Annotated in this window: 25 protein-coding genes; 17 read left to right on the top strand and 8 right to left on the bottom strand. The window is 31.3% G+C overall.

Annotated features, from left to right (window positions below; all coding sequences use genetic code 11):
- Window positions 1–347 precede the first annotated feature (347 nt).
- Both KAR67_RS07205 and KAR67_RS07200 read right to left on the bottom strand, forming a co-directional pair.
- A complete protein-coding gene (locus KAR67_RS07205) occupies window positions 348–1,670 on the bottom strand; it encodes a DUF1007 family protein (RefSeq protein ID WP_002776816.1) in 1,323 nt (440 codons plus the stop codon).
- Window positions 1,667–2,536 carry a zinc ABC transporter substrate-binding protein gene (locus KAR67_RS07200; protein ID WP_002790402.1) on the bottom strand — a complete coding sequence of 290 codons (870 nt, stop codon included), beginning with the start codon at window positions 2,534–2,536 and terminating at the stop codon, window positions 1,667–1,669. Before KAR67_RS07200 ends, KAR67_RS07205 begins: the two co-directional genes overlap by 4 nt.
- A gap of 132 nt (window positions 2,537–2,668) precedes the next feature.
- Between KAR67_RS07200 and KAR67_RS07195 the strand changes: the two genes are divergently transcribed.
- Complete coding sequence (locus tag KAR67_RS07195) at window positions 2,669–3,013, top strand: transcriptional repressor (RefSeq protein ID WP_002776808.1); 345 nt, start codon at window positions 2,669–2,671, stop codon at window positions 3,011–3,013.
- 54 nt (window positions 3,014–3,067) lie between these two features.
- On the opposite strand, the gene lepB is transcribed toward KAR67_RS07195, so the two are convergent.
- A complete protein-coding gene (gene lepB / locus KAR67_RS07190; RefSeq protein WP_002776806.1) occupies window positions 3,068–3,916 on the bottom strand; it encodes a signal peptidase I in 849 nt (282 codons plus the stop codon).
- Window positions 3,917–4,774: a bifunctional methylenetetrahydrofolate dehydrogenase/methenyltetrahydrofolate cyclohydrolase FolD gene (folD, locus tag KAR67_RS07185; RefSeq protein WP_002776802.1), complete on the bottom strand. Its 858-nt coding sequence runs from the start codon at window positions 4,772–4,774 to the stop codon at window positions 3,917–3,919.
- Window positions 4,775–4,851: 77 nt separating this feature from the next.
- On the opposite strand from folD, the gene KAR67_RS07180 reads away from it, so the two are divergent.
- The 7 genes from KAR67_RS07180 to KAR67_RS07150 are packed head-to-tail and all read left to right on the top strand — an operon-like array spanning window position 4,852 to window position 11,010.
- Window positions 4,852–5,199 (top strand): c-type cytochrome, encoded by a 348-nt coding sequence (locus KAR67_RS07180; RefSeq protein WP_002776800.1) that lies wholly within the window; start codon window positions 4,852–4,854, stop codon window positions 5,197–5,199.
- Entirely contained in the window at window positions 5,196–6,470 is a 1,275-nt protein-coding gene (hemL, locus tag KAR67_RS07175) for a glutamate-1-semialdehyde 2,1-aminomutase (RefSeq protein WP_131235503.1), read from the top strand. The genes KAR67_RS07180 and hemL overlap by 4 nt, the downstream gene beginning before the upstream one ends.
- On the top strand, window positions 6,467–6,772 hold the full coding sequence (locus tag KAR67_RS07170) for an AtpZ/AtpI family protein (RefSeq protein WP_002783745.1): 306 nt from the start codon (window positions 6,467–6,469) through the stop codon (window positions 6,770–6,772). The genes hemL and KAR67_RS07170 overlap by 4 nt, the downstream gene beginning before the upstream one ends.
- On the top strand, window positions 6,762–7,265 hold the full coding sequence (locus tag KAR67_RS07165; RefSeq protein WP_119834826.1) for a hypothetical protein: 504 nt from the start codon (window positions 6,762–6,764) through the stop codon (window positions 7,263–7,265). The genes KAR67_RS07170 and KAR67_RS07165 overlap by 11 nt, the downstream gene beginning before the upstream one ends.
- Window positions 7,243–8,430, top strand: coding sequence for an MFS transporter (locus tag KAR67_RS07160; RefSeq protein ID WP_002831965.1), 1,188 nt, complete (start codon window positions 7,243–7,245; stop codon window positions 8,428–8,430). The genes KAR67_RS07165 and KAR67_RS07160 overlap by 23 nt, the downstream gene beginning before the upstream one ends.
- Entirely contained in the window at window positions 8,423–10,732 is a 2,310-nt protein-coding gene (locus KAR67_RS07155; RefSeq protein WP_002800032.1) for a flagellar hook-length control protein FliK, read from the top strand. Before KAR67_RS07160 ends, KAR67_RS07155 begins: the two co-directional genes overlap by 8 nt.
- The gene (locus KAR67_RS07150; RefSeq protein ID WP_002776788.1) at window positions 10,729–11,010 is read left to right on the top strand and encodes a FlhB-like flagellar biosynthesis protein; all 282 of its coding nucleotides are present in this window, start codon (window positions 10,729–10,731) and stop codon (window positions 11,008–11,010) included. The genes KAR67_RS07155 and KAR67_RS07150 overlap by 4 nt, the downstream gene beginning before the upstream one ends.
- Here the strand turns inward: KAR67_RS07150 and KAR67_RS07145 are convergent.
- Both KAR67_RS07145 and KAR67_RS07140 read right to left on the bottom strand, forming a co-directional pair.
- The gene (locus KAR67_RS07145; RefSeq protein ID WP_002776781.1) at window positions 11,007–11,807 is read right to left on the bottom strand and encodes a phosphatidylserine decarboxylase; all 801 of its coding nucleotides are present in this window, start codon (window positions 11,805–11,807) and stop codon (window positions 11,007–11,009) included. The genes KAR67_RS07150 and KAR67_RS07145 overlap by 4 nt on opposite strands.
- On the bottom strand, window positions 11,804–12,928 hold the full coding sequence (locus tag KAR67_RS07140) for a metallophosphoesterase (RefSeq protein WP_002776779.1): 1,125 nt from the start codon (window positions 12,926–12,928) through the stop codon (window positions 11,804–11,806). Before KAR67_RS07140 ends, KAR67_RS07145 begins: the two co-directional genes overlap by 4 nt.
- A gap of 84 nt (window positions 12,929–13,012) precedes the next feature.
- Between KAR67_RS07140 and gltX the strand changes: the two genes are divergently transcribed.
- From gltX to KAR67_RS07125, 3 genes are read left to right on the top strand one after another with little or no spacing between them, the layout of a single operon-like run.
- Complete coding sequence (gene gltX / locus KAR67_RS07135; RefSeq protein ID WP_002788552.1) at window positions 13,013–14,308, top strand: glutamate--tRNA ligase; 1,296 nt, start codon at window positions 13,013–13,015, stop codon at window positions 14,306–14,308.
- 3 nt (window positions 14,309–14,311) lie between these two features.
- Complete coding sequence (locus tag KAR67_RS07130) at window positions 14,312–14,593, top strand: YggT family protein (RefSeq protein ID WP_002788553.1); 282 nt, start codon at window positions 14,312–14,314, stop codon at window positions 14,591–14,593.
- Window positions 14,587–16,218, top strand: coding sequence for a lytic transglycosylase domain-containing protein (locus tag KAR67_RS07125; protein WP_025431515.1), 1,632 nt, complete (start codon window positions 14,587–14,589; stop codon window positions 16,216–16,218). Before KAR67_RS07130 ends, KAR67_RS07125 begins: the two co-directional genes overlap by 7 nt.
- Here the strand turns inward: KAR67_RS07125 and KAR67_RS07120 are convergent.
- A complete protein-coding gene (locus KAR67_RS07120; RefSeq protein ID WP_002790406.1) occupies window positions 16,115–16,600 on the bottom strand; it encodes a hypothetical protein in 486 nt (161 codons plus the stop codon). The genes KAR67_RS07125 and KAR67_RS07120 overlap by 104 nt on opposite strands.
- A 92-nt stretch (window positions 16,601–16,692) precedes the next feature.
- Between KAR67_RS07120 and mobB the strand changes: the two genes are divergently transcribed.
- Genes mobB through KAR67_RS07095 form a run of 5 tightly spaced genes read left to right on the top strand, consistent with a single transcriptional unit; the run spans window position 16,693 to window position 21,066 of the window.
- Entirely contained in the window at window positions 16,693–17,187 is a 495-nt protein-coding gene (gene mobB, locus KAR67_RS07115) for a molybdopterin-guanine dinucleotide biosynthesis protein B (protein ID WP_002788556.1), read from the top strand.
- A 1-nt stretch (window position 17,188) separates the two neighbouring features.
- The gene (locus tag KAR67_RS07110; RefSeq protein WP_002788557.1) at window positions 17,189–18,031 is read left to right on the top strand and encodes a class 1 fructose-bisphosphatase; all 843 of its coding nucleotides are present in this window, start codon (window positions 17,189–17,191) and stop codon (window positions 18,029–18,031) included.
- Window positions 18,024–18,221: a hypothetical protein gene (locus tag KAR67_RS07105; RefSeq protein ID WP_002776770.1), complete on the top strand. Its 198-nt coding sequence runs from the start codon at window positions 18,024–18,026 to the stop codon at window positions 18,219–18,221. Before KAR67_RS07110 ends, KAR67_RS07105 begins: the two co-directional genes overlap by 8 nt.
- A gap of 9 nt (window positions 18,222–18,230) precedes the next feature.
- Entirely contained in the window at window positions 18,231–20,117 is a 1,887-nt protein-coding gene (gene metG, locus KAR67_RS07100; protein ID WP_002783756.1) for a methionine--tRNA ligase, read from the top strand.
- A gap of 1 nt (window position 20,118) precedes the next feature.
- Entirely contained in the window at window positions 20,119–21,066 is a 948-nt protein-coding gene (locus KAR67_RS07095) for a hypothetical protein (RefSeq protein WP_002783759.1), read from the top strand.
- Here the strand turns inward: KAR67_RS07095 and KAR67_RS07090 are convergent.
- A complete protein-coding gene (locus KAR67_RS07090) occupies window positions 21,039–21,515 on the bottom strand; it encodes a methylated-DNA--[protein]-cysteine S-methyltransferase (RefSeq protein ID WP_002776767.1) in 477 nt (158 codons plus the stop codon). The two genes, KAR67_RS07095 and KAR67_RS07090, sit on opposite strands and share 28 nt — an antisense overlap.
- Window positions 21,516–21,569: 54 nt before the next feature.
- On the opposite strand from KAR67_RS07090, the gene KAR67_RS07085 reads away from it, so the two are divergent.
- Window positions 21,570–24,116 (top strand): bifunctional aconitate hydratase 2/2-methylisocitrate dehydratase, encoded by a 2,547-nt coding sequence (locus KAR67_RS07085; protein WP_002776766.1) that lies wholly within the window; start codon window positions 21,570–21,572, stop codon window positions 24,114–24,116.
- Window positions 24,117–24,125: the final 9 nt, after the last annotated feature.

The following is a 24,125-nucleotide window of genomic DNA, read 5'->3' as shown; positions in this document are numbered from 1 at the left end:
CTTTTTTCTCTAATTCCAATATCTCTTCTCTTATTTTTTTATCAAAGATATAAATTCCACCATAATTACTTGCAAGAGTTTTTATTTCACTTGCTTTTTTTTCTTTAAAAGCACATGCACTTAAAAATACTAAAGAAAATAAGCTTAGAATTATCATTGTGATTTTCATTTAATGCTCCTTTGTTTAAAATAAGCATATTATAAAATAATTTTTATATGAATTGATTTTAAACACTAAGCATTTTTTCATAGTTTATAAACTACATGCTTGCTTGTTAATTATGTATGATTTGAAAAATCTAGATTTAGATAAAAAATATTTTACCCATTTTATCTAGAAATTTCTTTTATAGTGCATTTGTTTTTATATTGATAAACAAAAACAAACCAAATAAAAACATAACAATAAGTCCAAAATATTCTAAAAAGATTCTTATTTTTGTATGTGAAATGCTTTTATAAAATTGATTTGCTCCTAATGCAAAAGCAAACAATACTAAACACATTCCCAAAGTGATAAAAATAGCAGAGCTTAACGCATACCAAAAACTAAACTCATAGGCAAATACTATAAGTAAAACAACCCCGGGACAAGGCACTAAAGCAGCACTAAGTATAATACCCCATTCATTGCTTTTATGATGAGCACAGCAGCATTGCTTTTTATCGCTTAATATCTTTTTACTAATCATAAATAAAGCAATAAAAATAATAAACAAACTCGTAATCTTAGTCAATACAAAGCCAGCTTCATTATTGACATCTTTTAATAAATGCTCAAGTAAAACCACTCCAACACTTACCAATAAAAACGCACTCAATATGTGAATAACTCCTATCCTAGATACAAAGTACAATATCTTTAAGGGTGTACTTTTATGGGTTAAAAAATACGAACTTGTCAGCATTTTAGCATGACCTGGAGCACTAGCATGAAAAACACCATACGCAAAAGAAATCACTAATAAAATCAAAAAGGATTTAAAATCAAATTCTTTTCTTAATATATCTTTAATATGGGCAAAAAGTGTATTATTAAATTCAATCAATTTTTCTAAAAAATTTTTTGAAGGAGAAGGACTTGGAGTATTATCTATATATACATCTTGAGGTAATTGCCCTTGATATACTTCAAAAGATGCAGTGCTTGAATCAATACTAGAAATGATATAATTTTGCGAATTTAGGCTTATAGAATTTTGATTTTTTATATTAAAATTAAAAAATCCTCCATCATCGTGAATTTTTATACTAAAGGTGTTATAATCTTTAATGGGCATATCTAAAACAACTTGATAACTAAAGAACAAACGAGGAGACTTTATCTGCAATTTAGGATTTTTAAATTGCTTGATATTTATATTTTCTTCCAAGCCATTAAAGCTAAATTGAGTTAAAAAATGCTTAGGTTTTATGTAGTCTAAAAGTGTGTATTTTACAATTTCAAGTTCATCAGGATCAAATTTATCATTATAATTAAAGTCATAATTTTCAAGCAAAACATTAAAAAATTCTTCTGAAAATTCCCAGCTTATATCTACTTGTTTGATTTTTTCATTGCTCATATTAAAATCTAAATTTACATCTACATTTGGGGTGTAAGTTGCGCACAAGGCGCAAGAATATAAGTTGCTTAAAGCTAGAAATATTAAAACAAAAATCGCTCTCATTGCAAGGCCGAACTTAAAGCTTGGATACTTTTTAGAAGCTCCTCATCCCAATTTCTAGCCAAATGATTAATAGAAACAATTTGAGCATTTAATTCTTTAGCTAACACTTTTGCAGAATTTTCTGGAAAGCCAGGCTGAACAAAGATAACGCGTATATCTTTTTCTTTTGCAAGCTTGATAAGATTTTGCAAATCTTTACTTTTAGGCTCTTTACCATCAATTTCTACAGGAATTTGCACAAGATTGTATCTTTTAGCCAAATAAGCCCAACTTGGATGATAAACTATAAATTCATTTCTTTTAATATTTTTAAGTTTCTCTGCGATTTGAGCATCCATTTGATCAAGCTCTTTTAAAAAGTTAGCCAAATTTGCTTCATAAAATTCTTTATTGTTTGGAAAACTTTGCACTAAAGCTTGGGTAATATTTTGTGCCAATTTTTTAACCAAAATAGGATCAAGCCAAACATGAGGGTCATTATGCTCATCATGCTCTTCTGCGTGATGTCTATCGTGATCATGATCGTGTTCATGCTCATGATCATGCCCTCCTTCAAGAAGATGAATACCTTCATTAATATTAACAATTTTTACATTTTTTAATACACTTTTAAATTTTTTTTCCAAAATTTTTTCAAGCTCTAAATCTGCTAAGAAATAAATTTCACTTTGCTCTAATTTTTTCAATGCTTGAGGCTTAAACTCCATAGTATGCTCATCTGAATTTGGTGGTATGAGTATATTTATTTCAACGCTGTCTTTAGCTATTTTTTCCACAAAAAAAGCTTGAGGTGGAATGCTGACACTAATTATGGGCTTTCCAAAAGCAAAAACACACAATACACTTAATAATAAAATTCTCAACATAGATTTTCCTTATAATAAAATATTTTGAAATTATACAAAATGCAACTTAGTTGCAACTTAAACATAAAGTTGCAAACATAAAGCTTTTTTATGCTACAATAAAATATAATTTATATTTTAAAGGTAAATCTTATGGAAGCTCTTGAATTATTAAAAAAACACGATATAGCTATAACAGACCTACGCGTAGAATTACTACAAATTTTATCCCTTGCAAAGACTCCATTAAGTTACGATCATTTTGATATCAAAGCCAATAAAACCAGTTTTTATCGTAATATGGAACTTTTTGAAAAAAAGGGTATTGTTAGTAAAAGTGAGTTAAACCGCAAAAGTTTTTATGAATTAGCAGATCACGCTAAGGCACATTTTGTTTGTGATAAATGCCATAAAATTAGCGATGTTCAAATGCCAAAAGTAAAAGGTACGATTAAAAGTGTGCTTATAAAAGGCATTTGTAGCGATTGTGAAAAATAAAATAAGCCAAATTTAAGAAAGTGATTTTATTTACTGCTTATACAGAAAACAAAATCAACTCAATTTATCCTCATCATCATGATCATGAATGTATTCTTCTTCATTTTCCAAAGTATCAACAAAACGCCCTATCCTTTCCCAGCGAACATTTTTATCTTGATCCCATGAAAAATAAACAAACCAAGGCTTTCCTACTATCAAACGATAAGGAACAGAGCCCCAAAAACGGCTGTCATAAGAATAATCTCTATTGTCCCCTACCATAAAATATTCTTCTTCGGCCACATCAAAAACATAGGCATTACCACCACTAAAGCCTATATTATTTCCAAGTTCTTTAAAATAAGTTGGCGACATAGCAAATTTGCCCACACTAAGAAAACGCAAAATATCACTTTCTATATCTTTGTTTAAATCATAATGAATCCCTTTTTGCCTATAAGGCTCTTTAACATAAATTTGCCCTCCAAGGGTTGCCAAATCATCAGGATAATGTTCTTTCATAAATTCATCACCCTCATGCATTCTTACATAAAGTGTTTTATTGGCATAAACGATTCTATCTCCGCCCACTCCTACACAGCGTTTTACAAAATGCTCTTTTTCATTTTTAGGGTTTCTAAAAACCACTATATCGCCTCTTTGGGGGCTTTGCCCTTTGATTAAATGTCCATCTTTATCAAAATCCGGTAAAACTGGAATTTCAAGCCACGGAATATGTGGAGTTGGAATTCCATAGCTGAATTTTTTAACAAATAAAAAATCACCTACAAGCAAGGTATTTTTCATCGAACCTGAAGGTATAACAAAGGCTTGTATAAAGAAAAAGATTACTAAAAGAACGATGATAACCGTTCCTGTCCATGATTGTGAAAATTTATAAAGTTTTTTTAAAAAATTCATTTATATTCCTGATTTTAAACTATTTTTAGCTGATTTTACTGTGTTTTCCAAAAGCATCGCTATAGTCATAGGGCCTACACCGCCTGGAACAGGGGTTATAAAACTGGCTTTTTTTGAAACCTCTTCAAAATCCACATCGCCTACTATTTTGCCATTTTCAAGGCGATTAATTCCTACATCAATTATAATAGCACCCTCTTTAACCATATCTGCACGAAGCAAATTAACACATCCTGCTGCTACTATAATCAAATCTGCTTTTTGAGTATAAGCGCTCAAATCTTTTGTTTTTATATGACAAATACTTACCGTACAACCTGCATTTAAAAGCATGGTAGCCATAGGACGACCTACTATATTTGAAGCACCGATTACAACGCTATCTAGTCCTTCAAGATTGATATCATAAGCTTTTAAAAGCTTCATAACGCCAAGTGGAGTGCAAGGTAAAAATCCACTTTCCAAACCTAAATTTAAATAACCCACATTAATAGGATGAAAGCCATCCACATCCTTACTACTGATGATACTTTCTAAAATTAAATCCTTGCTGATATGTTTTGGTAAAGGAAGCTGAACTAAAATTCCGTGGACACTATCATCGTGATTTAAGGTATTAATAAGAGCTAAAAGCTCATTTTGAGTTGTATTTTCATCCAAACGATAAACCAAAGATTTTATATCACATTCTTCGCAAGCTTTAGCTTTAGAATTGACATAAGTTTGACTTGCTGGATCATTACCTACTAAAATTACCGCAAGGCAAGTTTCTACTCCATTTTCTTTTAACATTTTGTTTTTTTCTTTAAGTTCTTGTTTAATCTTGGCGCTTAAAGCTTTACCATCAAGCAAAGTCATTCTTTTCCTTTATAAATTTATCACTTTTTTAAAGTAAAAATTGTATCATATTAAAACTTCATTAACAAGGTGAAATTTTGAAAGCTGTTTTAATATTTCTAGGAGCTATTTTAAATCTTTTTGCTTCTGATTTCATAACACTTAAAGAGTATTCGAAAATGCTCTATGAAAACCCAAGGGGTATTAGTTGTAAAAAATGCCATGGTAACGATGGAAGCGAACAAACTCTAGGTTTTTATATGAAAAATGGAGTTAAAACAGCCTATAAAGTCCCAAGTATTCAAAATCTTAGTTTTGAAGAATTTCAAAATTCTCTTAATCAAGACAAAGATGCAAAATCGATCATGCCAAATTACTCATTAACCAATGATGAAATTATAACCTTATATAATTACATCAAGCAATCTAAAAAGGAGCAAAAATGACAAACAAAAAAGCTTTTAAAATAGCTTGCAGTCTTATTGCAGGAGGTGTAAATTCTCCTGTTCGTGCTTTTGCCAATGTGCAAAGTGAGCCTAGATTTATATCCCATGGAAAGGGAGCTCATATTTTTGATATAGAAGGCAATAGCTATATTGATTATGTGCAAAGTTGGGGACCTTTGCTTTTTGGGCATTGCGATAAAGATATATTAAAAGCTTGCAATGAGGCTTTAAAAAAGGGTTCAAGCTTTGGTGCGCCGACTTTGCTAGAAACACAACTAGCCGAGCTTGTTTTAGAAGACTTTCCGCATTTAGATAAAATTCGCTTTGTAAGCAGTGGTACAGAAGCGACCATGAGTGCCATACGCCTTGCTCGCGGTTTTACCAAAAAAGATAAAATTCTAAAATTTGAAGGTTGCTATCACGGGCATTCAGATTCTTTACTTGTAAGTGCTGGAAGTGGCGCTGCTACTTTTAATTCACCGAGCTCTTTAGGGGTTTTAGCAGATGTAGTAAAGCATACTCTAGTAGCAACTTATAACGATATAGAAAGCGTAAAAGAGCTTTTTGAGAAAAATAAAGACATTGCTTGTGTTATTATCGAACCTATTGCAGGAAATATGGGATTAGTTCCTGGCAAGCAAGATTTCTTAGAAGAGCTTGTCAAAATTTGCAAAGAAAACGATACCTTGCTCATCTTTGATGAAGTGATGAGTGGATACAGAGCTTCATATCTTGGCTCTTATGGTATCAATCACATACAAGCAGATATCGTTACTTTTGGCAAGGTTATAGGTGGAGGCTTACCTGCAGCAGCTTTTGCAGCTAGAGCAGAAATCATGGATATTTTAAGTCCATTAGGAGGAGTTTATCAAGCAGGAACACTCAGTGGAAATCCTTTGGCAATGGCTGCAGGAATTGCTAGTTTATCTAAAGCCAAAAAGAAAAAAGATCTTTATACTAAACTTGGAAAATTAGCCAAAAGGCTTACTAAGGGAATGAAAGAACTTGCAAATGAAAGAGGTGTTGCTTTACAAACTTGCTATGTGGGTTCTATGTTTGGATATTTTTTCACGCAAGATCCAGTGTATAATTATAAAGATGCTCTAAAATCCGATCTTAAACTCTTTTCTAAATTTCATCAAAATATGCTTAAAAATGGAATTTATCTAGCTCCTTCTCAATTTGAAACAGGATTTATCTGCGCTAAAATGAATAAAGAGCTTATCGATAAAACCTTACAAAGTACATATGAAAGCTTTAAGAAACTATGAGTGAGAATTCTAATAAAAGACAAAAAATCATTCGCAAGACTATAGAAGCCGCAGATGGGCTTAGTCTTGGAATTTCCATGGTCGTTGCTATTTTAATCGGGATTGGCGTGGGGTATTTGTTAAAAAAATTTACACCCTACCCTTGGCTTTTTTGGCTGGGTGTATTTTGGGGTGTTGCAGCAGCAATACTTAATGTTTATAAAACCTATAAATCACAAGTTAAAAGCTATGGAGAATTTCAACAAAGAGACGAGTTTATAAAAGAGAAAATTCGCCAAAAAGAACAAGATAATGGAAAATAAAAAAGCTTTTTTTATTATCTTGTGCTTAATTCACGTCTTGTTTTATTGCATTCTTGTTATTTTTAAATGGATAAATTTAAATATAATTTTAAGCTATGAATTTGCTTTTTTTAGCATTTTATTGATCGTTTTTACTTCTTATTCTAATTATAAGAAATTTATCCTAGCTCAAGTAAAAAACCATCAAAAAGATTTCATTTATCCGAGTTTATTTTATATAAAAAAGATAGAAAAGTTACCTAGAATTGTTAAATTTATTTCCATTAAAGACGATTTATCTCTAAATTTTAAAGATAGGTTACGCTTTTTTACTTTGTTTTTTGCCTTATTTAAATTGATAGCCTATGGGGTTTTAGTTGCGGGATTTTTATTTTTACATCGTCAAGATAAATTAGATATTTTATCCTATATATGTGGAATTTCATCCTTGCTAGTATGTGTTTTTATTTTTATGCTGTATATAAGAAGATATGAGTCCAAAAAAAATCATTAGATCCATGACAGCACTTTTTGCCAGTATGACATTTTTGTTTGCAGGCAATGCCTTGATCGTAAGCTCCATAGGTGTTATTTTAAAAGAAAATAAAGAAAGCTCCTTGGCTGTTGGAGTGCTAGGCTCTTGCTTTTTTATAGGAGCCCTTATAGGCACCATCGGAGCACATAAAATCATCTCTCGCATAGGACATATAAGATCTTTTGGTTTATTTGGTGCGGTGTTTGGAATTTCTGCTATGCTTCATACCCTTAGTGAAAATCTTGTTTTTTGGGCGATTTTAAGATTTTTTATAGGAATTTGCTATTATGGGCTTTTAATGGTAATAGAATCATGGCTTAATGAAAAAAGCAAAAACGCCGTTCGTTCTAGAATTTTAGGTTTTTATGAAATCGTATTTTATCTTGCGTTTGGTATTGGGATTTTGATTATTGCTTTAGATTTAAACAAGCATAATATATTTATTTTAAGTGCAGCACTTATCTTGCTTTCATCATTGCCTTTAAATTTAATCAAGATCAAAGAACCCGTCTTGCCCGCACCAAGTCCTATTTCTATACCTAAAATTTTTGATATAGCTCCTTTAGCTATTGTTACAAGTTTTATAGCTGGAATGCTTATTAATGGGTTTTTTTCTATGGCGTCTTTGTTTATACTTTTACAAGGCTTTGGAGCTCAAGAAGTTTCTTATTTTATGTTTTGTGGGGTGCTGGGTGGATTTTTAGCCCAAATTGTAGTAGGAAGTATTTCTGATAAAATGGGACGAAAATTCGCAATCATCACTTGCTCAAGCATAGGTTTTTTTACCATGCTTATCTTTGCTTTTTTTAAACTTCATTTGTATATGCAATATTTTTTAGGCATTTTACTTGGTATAGGAGTTTTTTGTCTTTATGCTCTAGCTCTTGCAAGGGCTAATGATATGCTAACAAACAAAAATCAAGGCGTTGAACTGGGTCGTGGGGTTTTATTTTGTTATTCTTTAGGCTCTTTGTTTGGTCCTTTAATTTTAGGATTTTTAATACAATATTTTAATACAGATGGTTTTGTTTGGTTTTATATAGCCTCTCTTGGATTTCTTATCCTTTTTGCAGTTAATAAACCCAATATTTTAAATAAAAAATTTAAGAAAAAACCAGGAAATATGGTGATGCTTGATGATTAATACTCAACTTACAAGCCAAATTGCAAATGCACAAAAAAATGACATAAAAACCGATAGTGGGATAAGTAAAGATAAATTAAATTCTAAAGATAATCCTAAAGAAGCACTTTCTCAAGCCTTAAAACAAAATTTGGGACTAAGTAAAAATGCAAGCGATGAAGAAGTTTTAACTCGTTTTGTTCAAAATGAAACAAGCGCAAAATTAAAAGAACTTGTCAATAAGCTCTTAGATCAAATCAATGCACAAAAAAATCCTGACTCACCTATGCTTAAACAAGGAAAAAATCTAAATTTAGCTCCTAATTTTGCCAATGAATTAAAAGTCTTAAGCACAGAACTTGCAAAAAGCGATACCTTTACTCAAGTTTTGGATAAATTAAACCAAATTTTAAAACCCGCAAGTGAAATAAAAAATAGTAATTTAGCGCCATTGTTAAAAAATTCGGGTATCTTTTTTGAAGCGAAATTAAAAGACGCTTTAAACGAGGAATTATTACCCAAAAGTTTTCATTCTCTTATAAGCATGATTAAAAGTCTTAGCAGTGAAAAGATTGGTGCGCAAATTGCACAGCTTGCAAATGCAAATTTAAGTCCTAAAGACACCTTAAAAGAATTAAGAAATATTATTTATTCTAATAAAAATGAAAATAAGCAAATTTTAAATCAAAGCTCTTTTAAAGCTCTTTTAAATTTAAGCTCAAAACTAGAGAATTTTAAAAACTATATCGCTAAAAATCCAAGCCATACTCAAGAAAAAATTCTTCCTATAGCTAGTAAAATTGCAAAAGAATTAAATGCGATAAAAAATGATTTTTTTAAAGCTTTAAACAGACCAGAAAATTTAATGATAAAAGATACCGAGCTTTTAAAACAAAGTGCAAAAGCTTTTGAAAAATTAGAAAATACCTTAAAAAATATCCTAGGTGATCATTTTCCTAAAACACCCCAAAAAGAAAGTATTTTAGAAAGTCTTTTAAATCATAAAGAAAACATTAAAAATGAAAATATTAAAAACGAGCTTATCAAAAACGAAAATATCAAAGAAGATATAAAAGCTCAAAACGAAGACATTAACAAGAATGATGAATATACCAAAGATGAAAGCCCCGACTCTAGCATCAAACAAGAAGAAAGTGAAGAAAAATCCCCTCAAGTACCAAAAAAAGAAAATTCATTAGATGATAATGATGCGGATATAAAACAAGATATCAAAAAAGAAGAAAATTTAGAATCTCAAGAAGATTTTCATCCAAAAGAGGATCAAAATTTGGATTCTAAAACGGAAAATCGTAAAGACAATACTCAAGATTCAAAAAATAAAACAGAAGAAAATCAAGCAGAAAACAATACAAAAAATTCCACCTCAAACCAGGATAAAATCAAAGATGAAAAACAAGAAAAAATTAAAGAAAATATAACCAAAGAAAATCCTAAATTTTACGAAACAAAAACAGAAAACAAAACTTCAGCAAACACTCATAATCCAAACAATACTCAAAATACACAACAATTAAACAATCAAACCGCCCAAAATATCATAAAAAATCAAGAATTTATAAAACAAAATATTGTAAAGAATTTGGCCTTTAGCGTAGAAAATTTGGACTTAGAGCAAGTGCAGGATTTAAGCAAAAGCTTAAGCAATCTTTCAAGAAAAGTCAATGAAAGCCTAAAAGAACTCGAACCCCATACTCAAAATGCCAAACTCAATCAAGCAGAATTAAAAACCTTAGAACATAAATTAAATTTATCCATAAAAGATTTAGCACAAATTAAACCAAAAACCGAGCAGGATATAGCCGAATCTTTACATCATGATGTAAAATCAACCCTTTTGCAAATTTCAAATTTAGCCAAAAACGAAGGTAATGAAGCCGTATACAATCAAGCCAATCGTCTTTTAGCGCAAATTGAACTCAATCAACTCATGTCTTTAGCTAATGATTCTATCAATACCTATCTGCCCTTTTCTTGGGAGGATTTAGATGATTCTAAGATCATGTTTAGGCGTGGAAAAAAGGATAAATTTTTTGCTCAAATCAAACTTGAATTTGCCAAGCTTGGCGATTTGGAAATTCTTATCTCTTTAAACAATGATAAATACATAGATATTAATATCATGGCAGAAAATGTTGAATTTAGAAAAACCATCTATGAAAATGCTCACGAACTTAAAAGAAATATCAATAAAGCGGGACTTTTAAGTGCAAATTTCTTTGTAGGAGATATCATAAGAAGCAAATTTGATACAAGAAATGCCAAAAATTTAGATCTTGAAATGGGTATGGATAAAAAAGTATGAGCAAGATAAAAAAATCAATCAAAAAAGCTGTCGCTCTAGGCTATCAAAAAGAAAAAAATTCAGCACCTAAAGTTCTTGCTAGCGGCAAAGGAGAAAGTGCTGCTAAAATTATCTCTTTAGCTAAAGAACACGGAGTTCCTATCAAAGAAGATGAAGATTTGATAGAAATTTTAAGTAAATTAGACTTAGGAGATGAAATTCCGCCCAATATGTATAAAGCTGTGGCTGAAGTTTTTGCTTTTATTTATCAAATGGCAAATAAAACACCTAAAAATTAATCTGCTATTTTTTCTCCAAATTTAACATTCTGCCCTGCTTTAAGCTTGATATCTAAAAGTCCTTTTTGAGCAATTAAAACTATGGTAGAACCTAATTCAAAATTTCCCAATTCTTCACCTTTTTTAAGCTCTAGATTTTCATATTTTCTAGTAAAATTATGAGAAAATTTTGCATTAGTTTGTATGCTTGTATCAAATTTAAAACGCATTTTTCCTACATTTTGAGCTCCTACAAACACAAGCCAAAAAATACCCTTTTCATTTTGACATTTTAAACTCACTCTTTCATTTTTTACATATAAATTACTAATACGCTCTAAATGCTTTTCATTTACACTATAAAGGGCGCCACTTGTGTAAGTTGCACTTAAAATTTGCATATTGCAAGGACTATGATAGCGGTGATAATCTCTTGGAGAAAGATAGATATTAACATAATCAAGCCCATTTTCCAATTCTTCTTTTTTAAAACTATCCTTTAAAAGCTCTTCTATGCTATAAGTATGCCCTTTAATCGAAAAAGCAAAGAGTGCATTATCTGCTAAAAAAGCACTTCCGCACTCTAAAATTTTCCCATCACTTGGACTTATAAAACCCTCATTTATCTCTCTTGGAATTTGCAAAGATCTTGTAAAAAGTGCATTTAAGCTTTCATATTCACAAGGAGCTTTAAATTCGCTCATATCGATCTTAAAATAATTGACATATTTTTCATTGATTATTTTTTGTATAAAACTAGGAAATTCAACCCCTGCTATAAGTCCAAAAATTCTTGAACTCTCATTAGAAAAACTCATTTTTCACCTTTCAAATTTAAAATTACAATTTCATTGGGAGCAAAAACTCTTAAACTAGGCCCCCAAAAACCTGCCCCACTGCTAACAAAAAGTTTGGTATTTTCTCCTAAATCATAAAGCCCACGTATAAAACCTTGATGAAGCTTTACTAAAAACATAAAAGGGAAAATTTGTCCCCCATGCGTATGACCACTTAAAATAAGATCAAAATCACTTAAATTATAGAGCAAGGCTGTTTTAGGCTGATGAGCAAGCAAAATACTAGCTTTACTTGTGTTTAAATCTACCTTAACCCTTGCTAAATCAGGAGCGTACAAACCCTTACTAAGCCCTGCTAAATCTCCAAGTCCTGCGATATTTATAAAACCTAGGTCTAAATTTTGGTTAAGTAAAATTTTCATATTGGTGTATTCTTTAAGTAAATTTAAAACTTCATCTACTCCATGATAATACTCATGATTACCCAAAGCATAAAAAGTTCCATAGGTGGATTTTAAATCATTAAGCCTTGAAATATAATTTTGCAATTCTTTAGGATTTGTATCTACTAAATCCCCCACTATAACCACCATATCAGGCTTTTGCAAATTTACTTCAACGATGAGCCTATCCAAAAAATCCTTATGCAAATTTTTACCCAAATGTATATCTGTAAGCATAGCTATTTTTAAGTCGCGATCAAGTTTGGCAAGATAGATATCCGTACTTTGAATTTCAGGCACTCTTATAGCGTTATTTATACTTGTATAAATCAATACTACTGCTAAGCTTATGATAGTTAAATCAAAAACCGAGCGCAGGGCAAGACTATATTTTTTATGCATCTTACCCATTAACATTAAAATAAGCCTTATAAAATCAAGCCCCAAAGTTATAAAAAATAAACAATAAGTCGGTGCATACAATGCAGCCAAAAATTCGTACCAAGTATCGCTTAGGTATTCATTTCTGCGAAAGATTAAAAATATCGCTTGAGCTAGAAAAAGCAGAGTAAAAACAAAGGCAAAAATTTTATAAAGATACTTAAAGATAAAAATTTTCTTAATCAATCTTTTATAAATATAAATATTTGCCAAACCAAAAATCAATAACGTAACGAAAGAAAAAATAAAAAATATCATAATCCTAATTATAGCAAAGCAAATTAAATATCCATATAAATTTTTCTGTTATAATAAGCTTTTAATAAAATCAAAGGTTATCAAATGTATCGTTTTGCACCTTCTCCAACAGGCGATATGCATATAGGAAATTTACGCGCGGCTTTATTTAATTATATATGTGCCAGACAAAAAAATATGGATTTCATTTTGCGTATCGAAGACACCGATAAGGCTAGAAATATAACAGGAAAAGAAGAAGAGATTAAAGAAATTTTGCATCTTTTTGGCATTTCATGGCAGCATTATTATGTACAAAGTGAAAATTTAAAATTTCATCGTCAAATGGCTTTAAAGCTTGTAAGTGAAAAAAAAGCTTTTGCTTGTTTTTGCACCGAAGAAGAGCTTGAAGCAAAAAAAGAACTCGCCAAAAAGCAAGGCAAGGCCTATCGCTACGATGGCACTTGTCAGAATTTAGCAGATATTGATGTTTTAAAATGTGAAAAACCCTTTGTAATTCGCCTTAAAAAACCTACTCACACTATGAAATTTACAGATTTTATCAAAGGGGAGTTAAGTTTTGAGCCTGAAAATATCGATTCTTTTGTGATTATGCGAACAGATAAAACCCCTACTTACAATTTTGCTTGTGCGGTAGATGATATGCTTGAAAATGTAAGTTGCATCATACGCGGTGAAGATCATGTTTCAAATACCCCAAAACAAGAACATATTCGTGCAAGTTTAGGTTATGATAAAGCTATGACTTATGCACATTTACCTATTATCTTAAATGAAGAGGGTGTAAAAATGAGCAAAAGAGAGGCTCATTCTTCAGTAAAATGGTTACTTGAGAGTGGAATTTTACCTAGTGCGATCGCAAATTATCTTATCATGCTAGGCAATAAAACTCCTTGTGAAATTTTTACCTTAGAAGAAGCGATTGAGTGGTTTGATATTAGCAAAATTTCTAAAGCTCCAGCGAGATTTGATCTTAAAAAACTTTTGCAAATCAATCGCGAACATATAAAAATGATGGCAGATAATGAACTCAATACTGCTTTAAATTTAAATAAAGATCTAGCACAACTTGCCAAATTTTATACCCAAGAAGCAAGCACCATCAAAGAAATCAAAGAAAAACTAGAAGCTATCTTTGGTGCTAAAGATTTTAACGAATTTGAACCAGAATGTAAAATTTTAAAAGATCTTTTAAGTCAAATCGAACCTTTTGAGAGTTATGAAGAGTTTAAAAGCTATCTCTTAGAAAAAAGTCAACTAAAGGGTAAAAAATTTTTTATGCCTCTAAGAATTATCCTAACTGGAAATACTCATGGCCCTGAATTAAATGATCTTTACCCTTATATAAAAAATTATATTAACGAATTAGCAAGGATATAAATAATGGTTGTAGATTCTTTGATTATTTCTATTTTTCAAGTGATTCAAATTATTATCAATATTTACACTTGGATTATCATCATCACAGCACTTTTAAGTTGGGTAAATCCTGATCCTTACAATCCTATCGTTCAAATTTTATATAAGCTAAGCTCTCCTGCTTATGCTTTAGTGAGAAAAATTCCAACACGCATAGGAAGCATAGATCTTGCGCCTTTGATTATCGTTTTAGCCTTACAATTTCTTAGTATTTTTCTTGGAAATATCCTAAGGAGCTTATTGTGAGAAAAATACTTATCTTACTTAGCTTAAGCTTGGTATTTTTAAATGCTAGCCCCTATAATTTAGAAAGATTAAAACAAGAGGAAAATTCCATAGCTAAAGATTATTATATCTATCGTCTTTTAGAAAAAAAAACAATAAGTAAAAAAGAGGCTGAAGGCTTAAATTCTCATATCTTCCGCTATGTAGGTAAAATCAAATCCGAACTTGAAAAAATAATTCCTGTAAAAATTTTCATCGATCCTAAATACGCTCCATGCTACAACTACACCAAAGCTAATATACTTGATGCAAATCAAACTTGCCAAAGTGTAAGATTAAACTCAATAGCCTTTATAGCAAGCCTTGATAATGCTAGCCGAAGTGCCTTAGCTCAAAAACTTAGTCATCAAAGAGACGATTTGGCTAATTTACTTTTAGCTTTTAACACTCCCGAACCTATGGCTTATATCATTCAAAAAGAAGATGTTAATGGTTTTTTTAGACTTCGTAATTATTCTAAAAAATATGATTTTGATTTAAATGCTAGTTTTGCCAATAAGCTACCCACTCATGTAGGGTTTAAGAATTTTGCACAAAATATTATCATAAAAAAAGAAAATCCCAAATTTAGGGCTTCAATGCTAAAAATAGATCCAACATTTGTAAATGAGGATTCTGCTTTTTATTTAGGCATTAATGCCTTAGCCTATAATAAAGAGGAACTGGCTTACAATTTCTTTGCCAAAGCAGCACAAACTTTTAAAATGCAAAGCAACAAAGACAATGCTATATTTTGGATGTGGATGATTAAAAAAGATGATAAAGATTTGCAAACTTTAGCCAAAAGCTCTTCTTTAAATATCTATAGTCTTTACGCTAAAGAATTAACAAATTCTGAATTTCTTAAAATTGAAGTCATAGATTCTACAAATAAGAAAAAAAACAATTTCAATATGCAAGATCCTTTTGCATGGCAAAAACTCAACAAACAAATTCGCGAAGCTAATGCAAGCGAACTTGATAGATTGGCTAAAGAATTTGACTCAAAAGAAACTCTGCCTATCTATGCTTATATCTTAGAAAGAAAATCAAAATTTAAAAACCATTATTTTATAATGCCTTATTATGAATACATTAAAAATTATAGCGCCCCAAGACAAGCGCTTATCTTAGCCATTGCTAGACAAGAAAGTCGTTTTATCCCTACTGCGATATCGGTTTCTTATGCTTTAGGTATGATGCAATTTATGCCATTTTTAGCCAATCATATCGGCGAGAAAGAATTAAAAATTCCAAATTTTGATCAAGATTTTATGTTTGAGCCAAAAAATGCCTATTATTTTGGAAATCATCATTTAAATTATTTAGAAAAACATTTAAAATCTCCTCTTTTTATTGCTTATGCTTATAATGGAGGCATAGGCTTTACCAATCGTATGCTTGCAAGAGATGATATGTTTAAACAAGGCAAATTCGAACCTTTCTTATCTATGGAATTTGTCCCTTATCAAGAAAGTCGAATTTATGGAAAAAAAGTATTGGCTAATTATATTGTGTATCGACGTCTTCTGAACGATAGTATAAAGATTTCGGATATTTTTGAAAATTTAACTCAAAACAAGGCAGGTGATTTAAACAAATCTTAGCGATAATTTTGTCTTCTTTTTTTACGCTTGGAAGAGTTATTTTTAGATAACGGGTATAACGATTTTGTATCAAGTATTTAAAAAACTCTTCATCAAGTTCTTCTATATTAGCCTTTCTTTCATTGATAAAAATTTCTAAATTTTCTATCTTCAAAGTATCAGGAGTGATAGTCAAAGCAAAAATATCCTCCTCGCTAGCTTTATCTAAAATAGGATTTAAATAAGACAGGGTAATTATAGCATTCATTTTATCTTGAGTAATTTTATATTTTTGAGCAAACATTAAAGTTTGAGTTTTCAAATTCGCATCCACAACCGCTTCTTCCTTTAAAGAACAAGCACCAAAAATTAACGCTGCAAGGGCTAAGGTATAAATCTTCATATTTTTCCTAATTTTTTTCTATATTTTAACCTTTTAACTCTATTTTTTGGTTTAAAATACTATAATTTACATTTTATTTTAGGAAAATGGTAATGAAAAAATCAATCATAGCTTTTAGCGGTCCCTCAAATTCAGGCAAAACAACACTGATCACAAAAATTGCAAATGAATTTATAAAACAAAACCTAAAAGTTTTGATTATCAAACACGATCCTGCAGATAAAGCTCAATTTGATGTCAATGGCAAGGATAGTTTTAAGTTTTTTCAAAGTGGTGCTGAAGTGATGGTTTTAAGTCCTACTCGCACGACTTTTTTCTCTCATGAAAAAAGAGATATTTTAAGCGCGTTAAAAATAGCGCCTGATTTTGATTTATGTTTGGTTGAAGGATTAAAAACCTTAGATTTACCACGCATAAGTGTTTTTTATAAAGAAATTGATGAAAGTTATTTTGCTTTTTCTAATGCTATTGCAAGCTATGAAAAAATTGATTCTTATCCGAATTTAACTTGGCTTGATTTAAATGACGTGCAAAGAATTTGCAATTATATTTTAAAAAATGCGAAAAATTTACAAGGAGAATTATAAAATGCAAGAACTTATTTCCTACATACAAAAAGCAGTAATTGAAATTTCAAATGCTTTAAAATTTCCCGATACAAGCTATAGTCAAAACCAAAACTCCACAGGCGATACTCAACTTAAATTTGATGTTTTAAGTGATGAGATTATCACAAATACTTTAAGTCAGTGCCCTAGCATTAAAGCTATTATCAGCGAAGAAAAAGATGAGATTTTAAATATCAATGAAAATGCGAAATTTATCGTCGCTTACGATCCGCTTGATGGCTCAAGTTTAATGGATGTTAATTTTACTATAGGTTCTATTTTTGCTATTTATGAAGAAAAAGCAAGTGCTAAAAATTTAAAAGCTGCGCTTTATAGCATGTATGGAGCTCGCTTGGAACTTGTTATTTGCGAAGATAAGCCAAAACTCTACCGTCTTGATAAAAACAACAAATTTGTTTTTGTAAAAGACCTTCAAATGCAAGAAAAAGGTAAAATCAATGCTACAGGCGGTACTCAAAAATTTTGGGAAGAAAAGCATGCTAAGTTTATCAAAAAATTATTCGATGAGGGTTATCGCCTAAGATATTCAGGAGCTATGGTAAGTGATATCAATCAAATTTTGCTCAAAGGTGGTGGACTTTTTAGCTATCCAGCAACTAGTGATGCGCCTAAGGGTAAATTGCGCGCTTTTTTTGAAGTATTTCCTTTAGCTTTTATTATAGAAAAAGCAGGAGGTAAAACCACAAATGGAAAAAATCATTCCTTGTTAGAACTTGATTTTGATGAAATTCACGCAACCACACCTTGCTTTTTTGGCTCAAAATATGAAATTTCAGAGCTTTTAAAGGCTTATAATGAGTGAAATAAGAGATGAGTTTGAGCAAGACTTAGATAAAAAAAAAGAAATTTTAAGCTCTTGCCAAAGCTCAAAAGGCTTAAAGTCTTGCTATAATTGCGATGAAATTTTTAATTGCTCTACAAGAAAAGATTATGTAGATGCAGTTTACAATAGTATGTCTAAGGGTAAAACCGAAGGCGGATTTGATTTTTAAAGGAATAAAATGCGTTATCTTACAACTCCAATTTATTATGTAAATGATGTGCCTCACTTAGGACATGCTTATACCACTATCATTGCGGACACTTTAGCTAGATTTTATCGTTTGCAAGGGCATGAGACTAGATTGTTAACAGGTACTGATGAACACGGACAAAAAATAGAACAAGCAGCAAAAATAAGAAACTCAACCCCAAAAGAATACGCTGATAAAATCAGTTCTGAATTTAAAAAACTTTGGGATGAGTTTGAAATCACTTATGATATATATGCAAGAACAACCGATACTAGGCATGTTGAATTTGTTAAAGCTATGTTTTTAAAAATGTGGCAAAAAGGAGATATTTATAAGGATGAATATGAGGGACATTATTGTATTTCATGTGAAAGTTTTTTTGCAAAAAGTCAACTTATAAACGAATGTGGATGTCCTGATTGTGGCAAAGATACTTCTTTATTAAAAGAAGAAAGTTATTTTTTTAAGCTTTCAAAATATCAAGATAAGATTCTTCAATGGTATGATAAAGAAGATCCTATCTTGCCTAAAAATAAAAAAAATGAATTGATTAATTTTGTCCAAAGTGGACTTAAAGATCTTTCTATTACTCGAACAAGCTTTGATTGGGGTATTGAAATCCCAGAAGAAATTAAAGACGATAAACACATTATTTATGTATGGCTTGATGCGCTTTTTATTTATATAAGCTCGCTTGATTATCAAAGCCAAGGAGAAAATGCTAAATTTTGGCCAGCCCACATACACTTAGTAGGCAAAGACATCTTGCGTTTTCATGCGATTTATTGGCCAGCCTTTTTAATGAGCGTGGATTTACCTTTGCCTAAATTTATCGGCGCGCACGGTTGGTGGACTAAAGAGGGTGAAAAAATGAGCAAGTCTAAAGGTAATGTCGTAAAACCTAAAGAAGTGGTAGATGCTTATGGCTTAGAGGCTTTTAGATACTTTCTGCTAAGAGAAGTTCCTTTTGGGAATGATGGTGATTTTAGCGAAAGTGTTTTGATTAATAGAATCAATACAGAACTAGGCAATGAATTTGGCAATTTACTCAACCGCATCATAGGAATGAGTATAAAATATAATCAAGGTAATATTTCTCAAGAAGGCGTTTTAGAATTTTATAAAAACGAACTTGATACGGCTAAAGAGCACTTAGATAACGCTATAAACTTTTTAGAAAACCTACAATGTAATCGCTATCTAGAAGAGCTTTTTAAAGCCTTAAGTGTTGCAAATTTAGCCATTAGCAAATACGAACCTTGGAATTTAATCAAAGCAAATAAAATCAAAGAAGCCAATGCTCTTATAGGACTTTGTGCAAATATCTTAGCTAAAACAAGTCTTTTATTAAGCCCTACTTTGCCAAAATCTTGTCAAAAAGTAGGTTTGGCTTTAAATTTTGAAATTTCTCCTACAAACTATCAAAAACTTATCTTACAAAATGAACTTTTAGATTTTAAGGCTAGCGCCTGTGAAGCTTTATTTCCAAAAATAGAAAAACCTCTCTTATCTCAAGAAGAAAAACAAGAAGTCAAAAAAGAAGAAAAGCCTAAAATCAAAATCGATGATTTTGCAAAAATAGAGATTAAGGTAGCCAAGGTGATTGATTGTCAAAATATAGAAGGCAGTGAAAAACTTTTAAAATTTAAACTCGAACTTGACAATAAAGAAATTCGTCAAGTGCTTTCAGGTATTGCTAAGTATTATAAAGCAAGCGATTTGATAGGAAAGCAAGTTTGTGTTATAAGCAATCTTAAAAAAGCTAAGATTTTTGGACATGAAAGCGATGGTATGATACTTTCTGCAAAAAGCGGGGATAAACTTGTGCTCATAAGCCCTGAACAACTTGTAGAAAACGGCTCTTTAGTAGGCTAGGATGAATATTAGCAATCTAAGCGAACTCATTCATGCAAATATGCTTAATGAAGGCAGTGTTTTAAGCGTTACAGGCTTTGCATTAAGTCTTCATGAGCTTAAAAATGGCTTCGCTTTTTTTAGCAATAATAAAAAAGAGATAATCCAAGCAGTGCAAAAAGGCGCATTTGCTATTATTTCAGAGCATGAGCTTTGTATTGATGATAAAGAAATTTATTATCTTCAGGTGGATAATCTAGAATCAGCCTTAATTAAACTCTTGCGTTTTTTATGCGAAGAAAAAGAGTGTGAATTTATAGCACTTCAAGCTTATGAGCTAGGAATTTGCAAAGCATTTTCTTTAAACATTTTAAAAGGAAATATATTTGTAGATTTTAACTCACTTATCAAGGCTAAAAAGGGTGAAATTTTTTGTTTTAGCGATGAGAATTACTTACTTCAACTTTGCGCATCTTTAACAATCCTAAAAGAAGCAAATTTTACCCTACTTTCTCGCTCTAGCTTTTTTTTTACGACTCTAGTTTGTGATAATTTGTATTTTAAAAACTTAAATCTTCCCTTTATTTATGCCAAAATTTTTGCAAAAATTATGTTTTATCTTAAAGAAAAAAATACAAAAATGAGTTTTGATTTTAATAAGATAGATGATTTTAAAATTTATTTCATGGATGAAAATTTTAATATTTCTGAATTTGGCTCAAGTGCAAGAGCATTTATCATCGTAAGCAATCAAAATACCTTTGATTTTTGGCAAGAAAATTTTAAAAATATAAAGGGTTTTAGAACCGCTTTGCATAATTCATTATTCTGCGATTTTTCATACGACAAACTTTTAGATCTTAAAAACTTAAAAAATTTTAAATACTGCCTGCTTTTAGAAGATTATGAAGCTTTTGAGCGTGAATTTAAAAATAAAGAAAATCAATCTCCAAGCTTATTTTTAAACTGACTTAAATCAACCCCCTCACATTCTAACAAAAATCTTTTTATAGCAAGACCGCCATTATATCCACCCAAGCCATTACTAGCTATAACCCTATGACAAGGAATAAAAATAGGAATTAAATTTTTAGAGTTTGCATTACCCACTGCGCGAAAAGCTTTGGGGTGGTTGATATTTATAGCTATTTCTTTGTAAGTAACAAGCTTTGCATAAGGGATATTTATCAATTCTTTATATACTTTTTGTTCAAAATCACTCCCTTGTATCCATAAAGGTGTTTGAAATTTTTGAAGCTTTTTAGCAAAATAAAGTCTGAGTTCTTCTTTGGCAAATTCAAGCAGGGGACAAGTATTTTCAATATCCAAACGATCGCAAAAATCGATTTTTGTTAAGAAATCTCCATTGCTATGTAGAGATAAGTAACAAAATGGTATTTTATAATAAACTTTAAACATATTTTATCCTTTAAATAGTTAAAATTATACTAAAAAATATTTAAGGAGTAAAAAATGTCTTTTATGCAAGATTACAATAAGCTTGTTGAAGAAAGAGCAGCTTTGGGTATCCCACCCCTTCCTTTAAATGCAGAACAAACTAAAGAACTTTGTGAACTTTTAAAAACCCAAAATGATGAAAAATTGGTATCTTTATTGCAAAATCGTGTCAATCCAGGCGTTGACGATGCAGCCTTGATAAAATGTGAATTTCTAGATGGAATTTTAAAAAATAAATTTCAAGCTCCAGCCATAGATAAAAAACTCGCTTTAAAAATGCTTGAAACAATGCTAGGTGGTTATAATGTAAAAGTTTTAATCGATGCATTAAAAGATGAAAGTATAGCTAGCGATGCAGCAGAAGTACTTAAAAATATCATCTTTGTACATGATAATTTCCATACCGTAGCAGAACTTAGCAAAAGCAATAATCATGCTAAAGCTGTTTTGGAAAGTTGGGCAAATGCAGATTGGTTTAATAAAAAAGAAAAATTACCTCAAGTGATTCAATGTGTAGTTTTTAAAGTAGCAGGAGAAACCAATACAGATGATTTAAGCCCTGCTGGTGATGCTTTTACAAGAAGCGATATCCCTTTACATGCTAATGCTATGCTAAAAGTAAGACAAACAGGTTCTCTAGAAAAAATCAAAGAACTCAAAAAAAGTGGTCGTGAAGTCGTATATGTGGGCGATGTCGTAGGTACAGGTTCAAGTAGAAAATCTGCGATTAACTCCATACAATGGCATTTAGGAAAAGAAATTGATGGTGTGCCAAACAAACACAGTGGTGGTATAGTAATGGGCTCAACCATAGCTCCGATTTTCTTTAACACAGCTCAAGATAGCGGTGCTTTACCTATTATTTGCGATGTGTCCAATCTAGAAATGGGAGATGAGTTTGAAATTCACCCTTATGAAGGAAAGATTGTAAAAAATGGTTCTGTTGTTGCAGAGTTTAAACTCAGCCCAAATACCATCTTAGATGAAGTTAGAGCAGGAGGAAGAATTCCACTTATCATAGGTCGTGGACTTTGTGCTAAAGCTAGAGAATTCTTAGGAATGGAAAATGAAAATATCTTTACTAAGCCAGAACAACCTGAAGCTTCAAGCGGTGGATATACTTTAGCTCAAAAAATGCTAGGGCGTGCCTGTGGAGTTGAAGGTGTGCGTCCAGGTATGTATATAGAGCCTCGCACACTTACTGTAGGTTCTCAAGATACTACAGGTCCTATGACAAGAGATGAGATTAAAGAGCTTGCAAGCTTAGGATTTAATGCGGATTTTGTAATGCAAAGTTTTTGTCATACTGCTGCTTATCCAAAGGTTAGTGACTCAAATTTGCACAAAACTTTACCTAATTTCATGACAAGTCGTGGTGGAGTAAGCTTAAAACCAGGCGATGGGGTAATCCACTCTTGGCTTAATCGTTTTGTTTTACCTGATACAGTAGGAACAGGTGGAGATTCTCACACTCGTTTTCCTATAGGAATTTCATTTCCTGCAGGAAGTGGACTTGTAGCTTTTGCTGCAGTAACTGGCTCTATGCCTTTGAATGTACCTGAAAGTGTTTTGGTGCGTTTTAGCGGAGAATTGCAAGCTGGAGTTACTTTAAGAGATCTTGTAAATGCTATACCTTATTATGCAATCAAACAAGGACAACTTACTGTTGAAAAGAAAAATAAAAAGAACATTTTTGCAGGAAAAATTTTAGAAATAGAAGGCTTGCCAAACTTAAAAGTAGAACAAGCTTTTGAACTCAGTGATGCAAGTGCTGAAAGATCTGCAGCTGCTTGTAGTGTAGATTTAAGCATAGAAAGTGTAAGCGAATATATCAAATCAAATATTTCACTTATAGAAGCAATGATAGAAGCAGGATATGAAGATAAAGCCACTCTTGCTAGAAGAGCGGATAAAATGAGAGAATGGCTTAAAAACCCTACTCTTTTAAGAGCAGATAAAGATGCAAAATATGCGTACATTATCGATATTAATCTTAACGATATCAAGGAGCCAATTCTAGCTTGTCCAAATGACCCTGATGATGTGGCAACCTTAAGCGAAATTTTAGCCGATGATAAGCGTCCAAAAAATATCGATGAAGTTTTTGTAGGCTCTTGTATGACAAACATAGGACATTATAGAGCTTTGGGAGAAATTTTAAAAGATAAAGGCATACTTAAAACCAGACTTTGGGTAGTGCCTCCAACAAAAATGGATAAAGCACAACTCACCAAAGAAGGTTATTACAGCATCTTTGGCGCAGCAGGCGCTAGAATAGAAGTTCCAGGTTGTTCGCTATGTATGGGAAATCAAGCAAGAGTAAATGATGGTGCTGTTGTCTTCTCAACCTCTACAAGAAACTTTGACAATCGTATGGGTATGGGTGCTAAAGTATATCTAGGAAGTGCTGAACTTGCAGCAGTTTGTGCGATTTTAGGTAAAATCCCAAGCAAAGAAGAATATTTGCAAATCGTAAGCGATAAATTAAGCGATGCGCACAAAGCAAATATTTATAAATATCTTAATTTTAATGAAATTGATAATTTTAAACTAGATAATTAATCCAAATTT

Origin of the sequence: Campylobacter sp. JH32 (genome assembly GCF_017846535.1) — a bacterium.
Lineage (GTDB): Bacteria > Campylobacterota > Campylobacteria > Campylobacterales > Campylobacteraceae > Campylobacter_D > Campylobacter_D coli.
The sequence above is the reverse complement of the archived record's forward strand: the minus strand, read 5'-3'. Positions and strand labels throughout refer to the sequence as shown.

What these genes read in the sequence shown, in the direction of transcription:
- KAR67_RS07205 (WP_002776816.1), bottom strand. Translation starts at nt 1,670, where the DNA reads ATGAGAGCGATTTTTGTTTTAATATTTCTAGCTTTAAGCAACTTATAT.
- KAR67_RS07200 (WP_002790402.1), bottom strand. Translation starts at nt 2,536, where the DNA reads ATGTTGAGAATTTTATTATTAAGTGTATTGTGTGTTTTTGCTTTTGGA.
- KAR67_RS07195 (WP_002776808.1), top strand. Translation starts at nt 2,669, where the DNA reads ATGGAAGCTCTTGAATTATTAAAAAAACACGATATAGCTATAACAGAC.
- lepB (WP_002776806.1), bottom strand. Translation starts at nt 3,916, where the DNA reads ATGAATTTTTTAAAAAAACTTTATAAATTTTCACAATCATGGACAGGA.
- folD (WP_002776802.1), bottom strand. Translation starts at nt 4,774, where the DNA reads ATGACTTTGCTTGATGGTAAAGCTTTAAGCGCCAAGATTAAACAAGAA.
- hemL (WP_131235503.1), top strand. Translation starts at nt 5,196, where the DNA reads ATGACAAACAAAAAAGCTTTTAAAATAGCTTGCAGTCTTATTGCAGGA.
- KAR67_RS07170 (WP_002783745.1), top strand. Translation starts at nt 6,467, where the DNA reads ATGAGTGAGAATTCTAATAAAAGACAAAAAATCATTCGCAAGACTATA.
- KAR67_RS07165 (WP_119834826.1), top strand. Translation starts at nt 6,762, where the DNA reads ATGGAAAATAAAAAAGCTTTTTTTATTATCTTGTGCTTAATTCACGTC.
- KAR67_RS07160 (WP_002831965.1), top strand. Translation starts at nt 7,243, where the DNA reads ATGAGTCCAAAAAAAATCATTAGATCCATGACAGCACTTTTTGCCAGT.
- KAR67_RS07155 (WP_002800032.1), top strand. Translation starts at nt 8,423, where the DNA reads ATGATTAATACTCAACTTACAAGCCAAATTGCAAATGCACAAAAAAAT.
- KAR67_RS07150 (WP_002776788.1), top strand. Translation starts at nt 10,729, where the DNA reads ATGAGCAAGATAAAAAAATCAATCAAAAAAGCTGTCGCTCTAGGCTAT.
- KAR67_RS07145 (WP_002776781.1), bottom strand. Translation starts at nt 11,807, where the DNA reads ATGAGTTTTTCTAATGAGAGTTCAAGAATTTTTGGACTTATAGCAGGG.
- KAR67_RS07140 (WP_002776779.1), bottom strand. Translation starts at nt 12,928, where the DNA reads ATGATATTTTTTATTTTTTCTTTCGTTACGTTATTGATTTTTGGTTTG.
- gltX (WP_002788552.1), top strand. Translation starts at nt 13,013, where the DNA reads ATGTATCGTTTTGCACCTTCTCCAACAGGCGATATGCATATAGGAAAT.
- KAR67_RS07130 (WP_002788553.1), top strand. Translation starts at nt 14,312, where the DNA reads ATGGTTGTAGATTCTTTGATTATTTCTATTTTTCAAGTGATTCAAATT.
- KAR67_RS07120 (WP_002790406.1), bottom strand. Translation starts at nt 16,600, where the DNA reads ATGAAGATTTATACCTTAGCCCTTGCAGCGTTAATTTTTGGTGCTTGT.
- mobB (WP_002788556.1), top strand. Translation starts at nt 16,693, where the DNA reads ATGAAAAAATCAATCATAGCTTTTAGCGGTCCCTCAAATTCAGGCAAA.
- KAR67_RS07110 (WP_002788557.1), top strand. Translation starts at nt 17,189, where the DNA reads ATGCAAGAACTTATTTCCTACATACAAAAAGCAGTAATTGAAATTTCA.
- KAR67_RS07105 (WP_002776770.1), top strand. Translation starts at nt 18,024, where the DNA reads ATGAGTGAAATAAGAGATGAGTTTGAGCAAGACTTAGATAAAAAAAAA.
- metG (WP_002783756.1), top strand. Translation starts at nt 18,231, where the DNA reads ATGCGTTATCTTACAACTCCAATTTATTATGTAAATGATGTGCCTCAC.
- KAR67_RS07095 (WP_002783759.1), top strand. Translation starts at nt 20,119, where the DNA reads ATGAATATTAGCAATCTAAGCGAACTCATTCATGCAAATATGCTTAAT.
- KAR67_RS07090 (WP_002776767.1), bottom strand. Translation starts at nt 21,515, where the DNA reads ATGTTTAAAGTTTATTATAAAATACCATTTTGTTACTTATCTCTACAT.
- KAR67_RS07085 (WP_002776766.1), top strand. Translation starts at nt 21,570, where the DNA reads ATGTCTTTTATGCAAGATTACAATAAGCTTGTTGAAGAAAGAGCAGCT.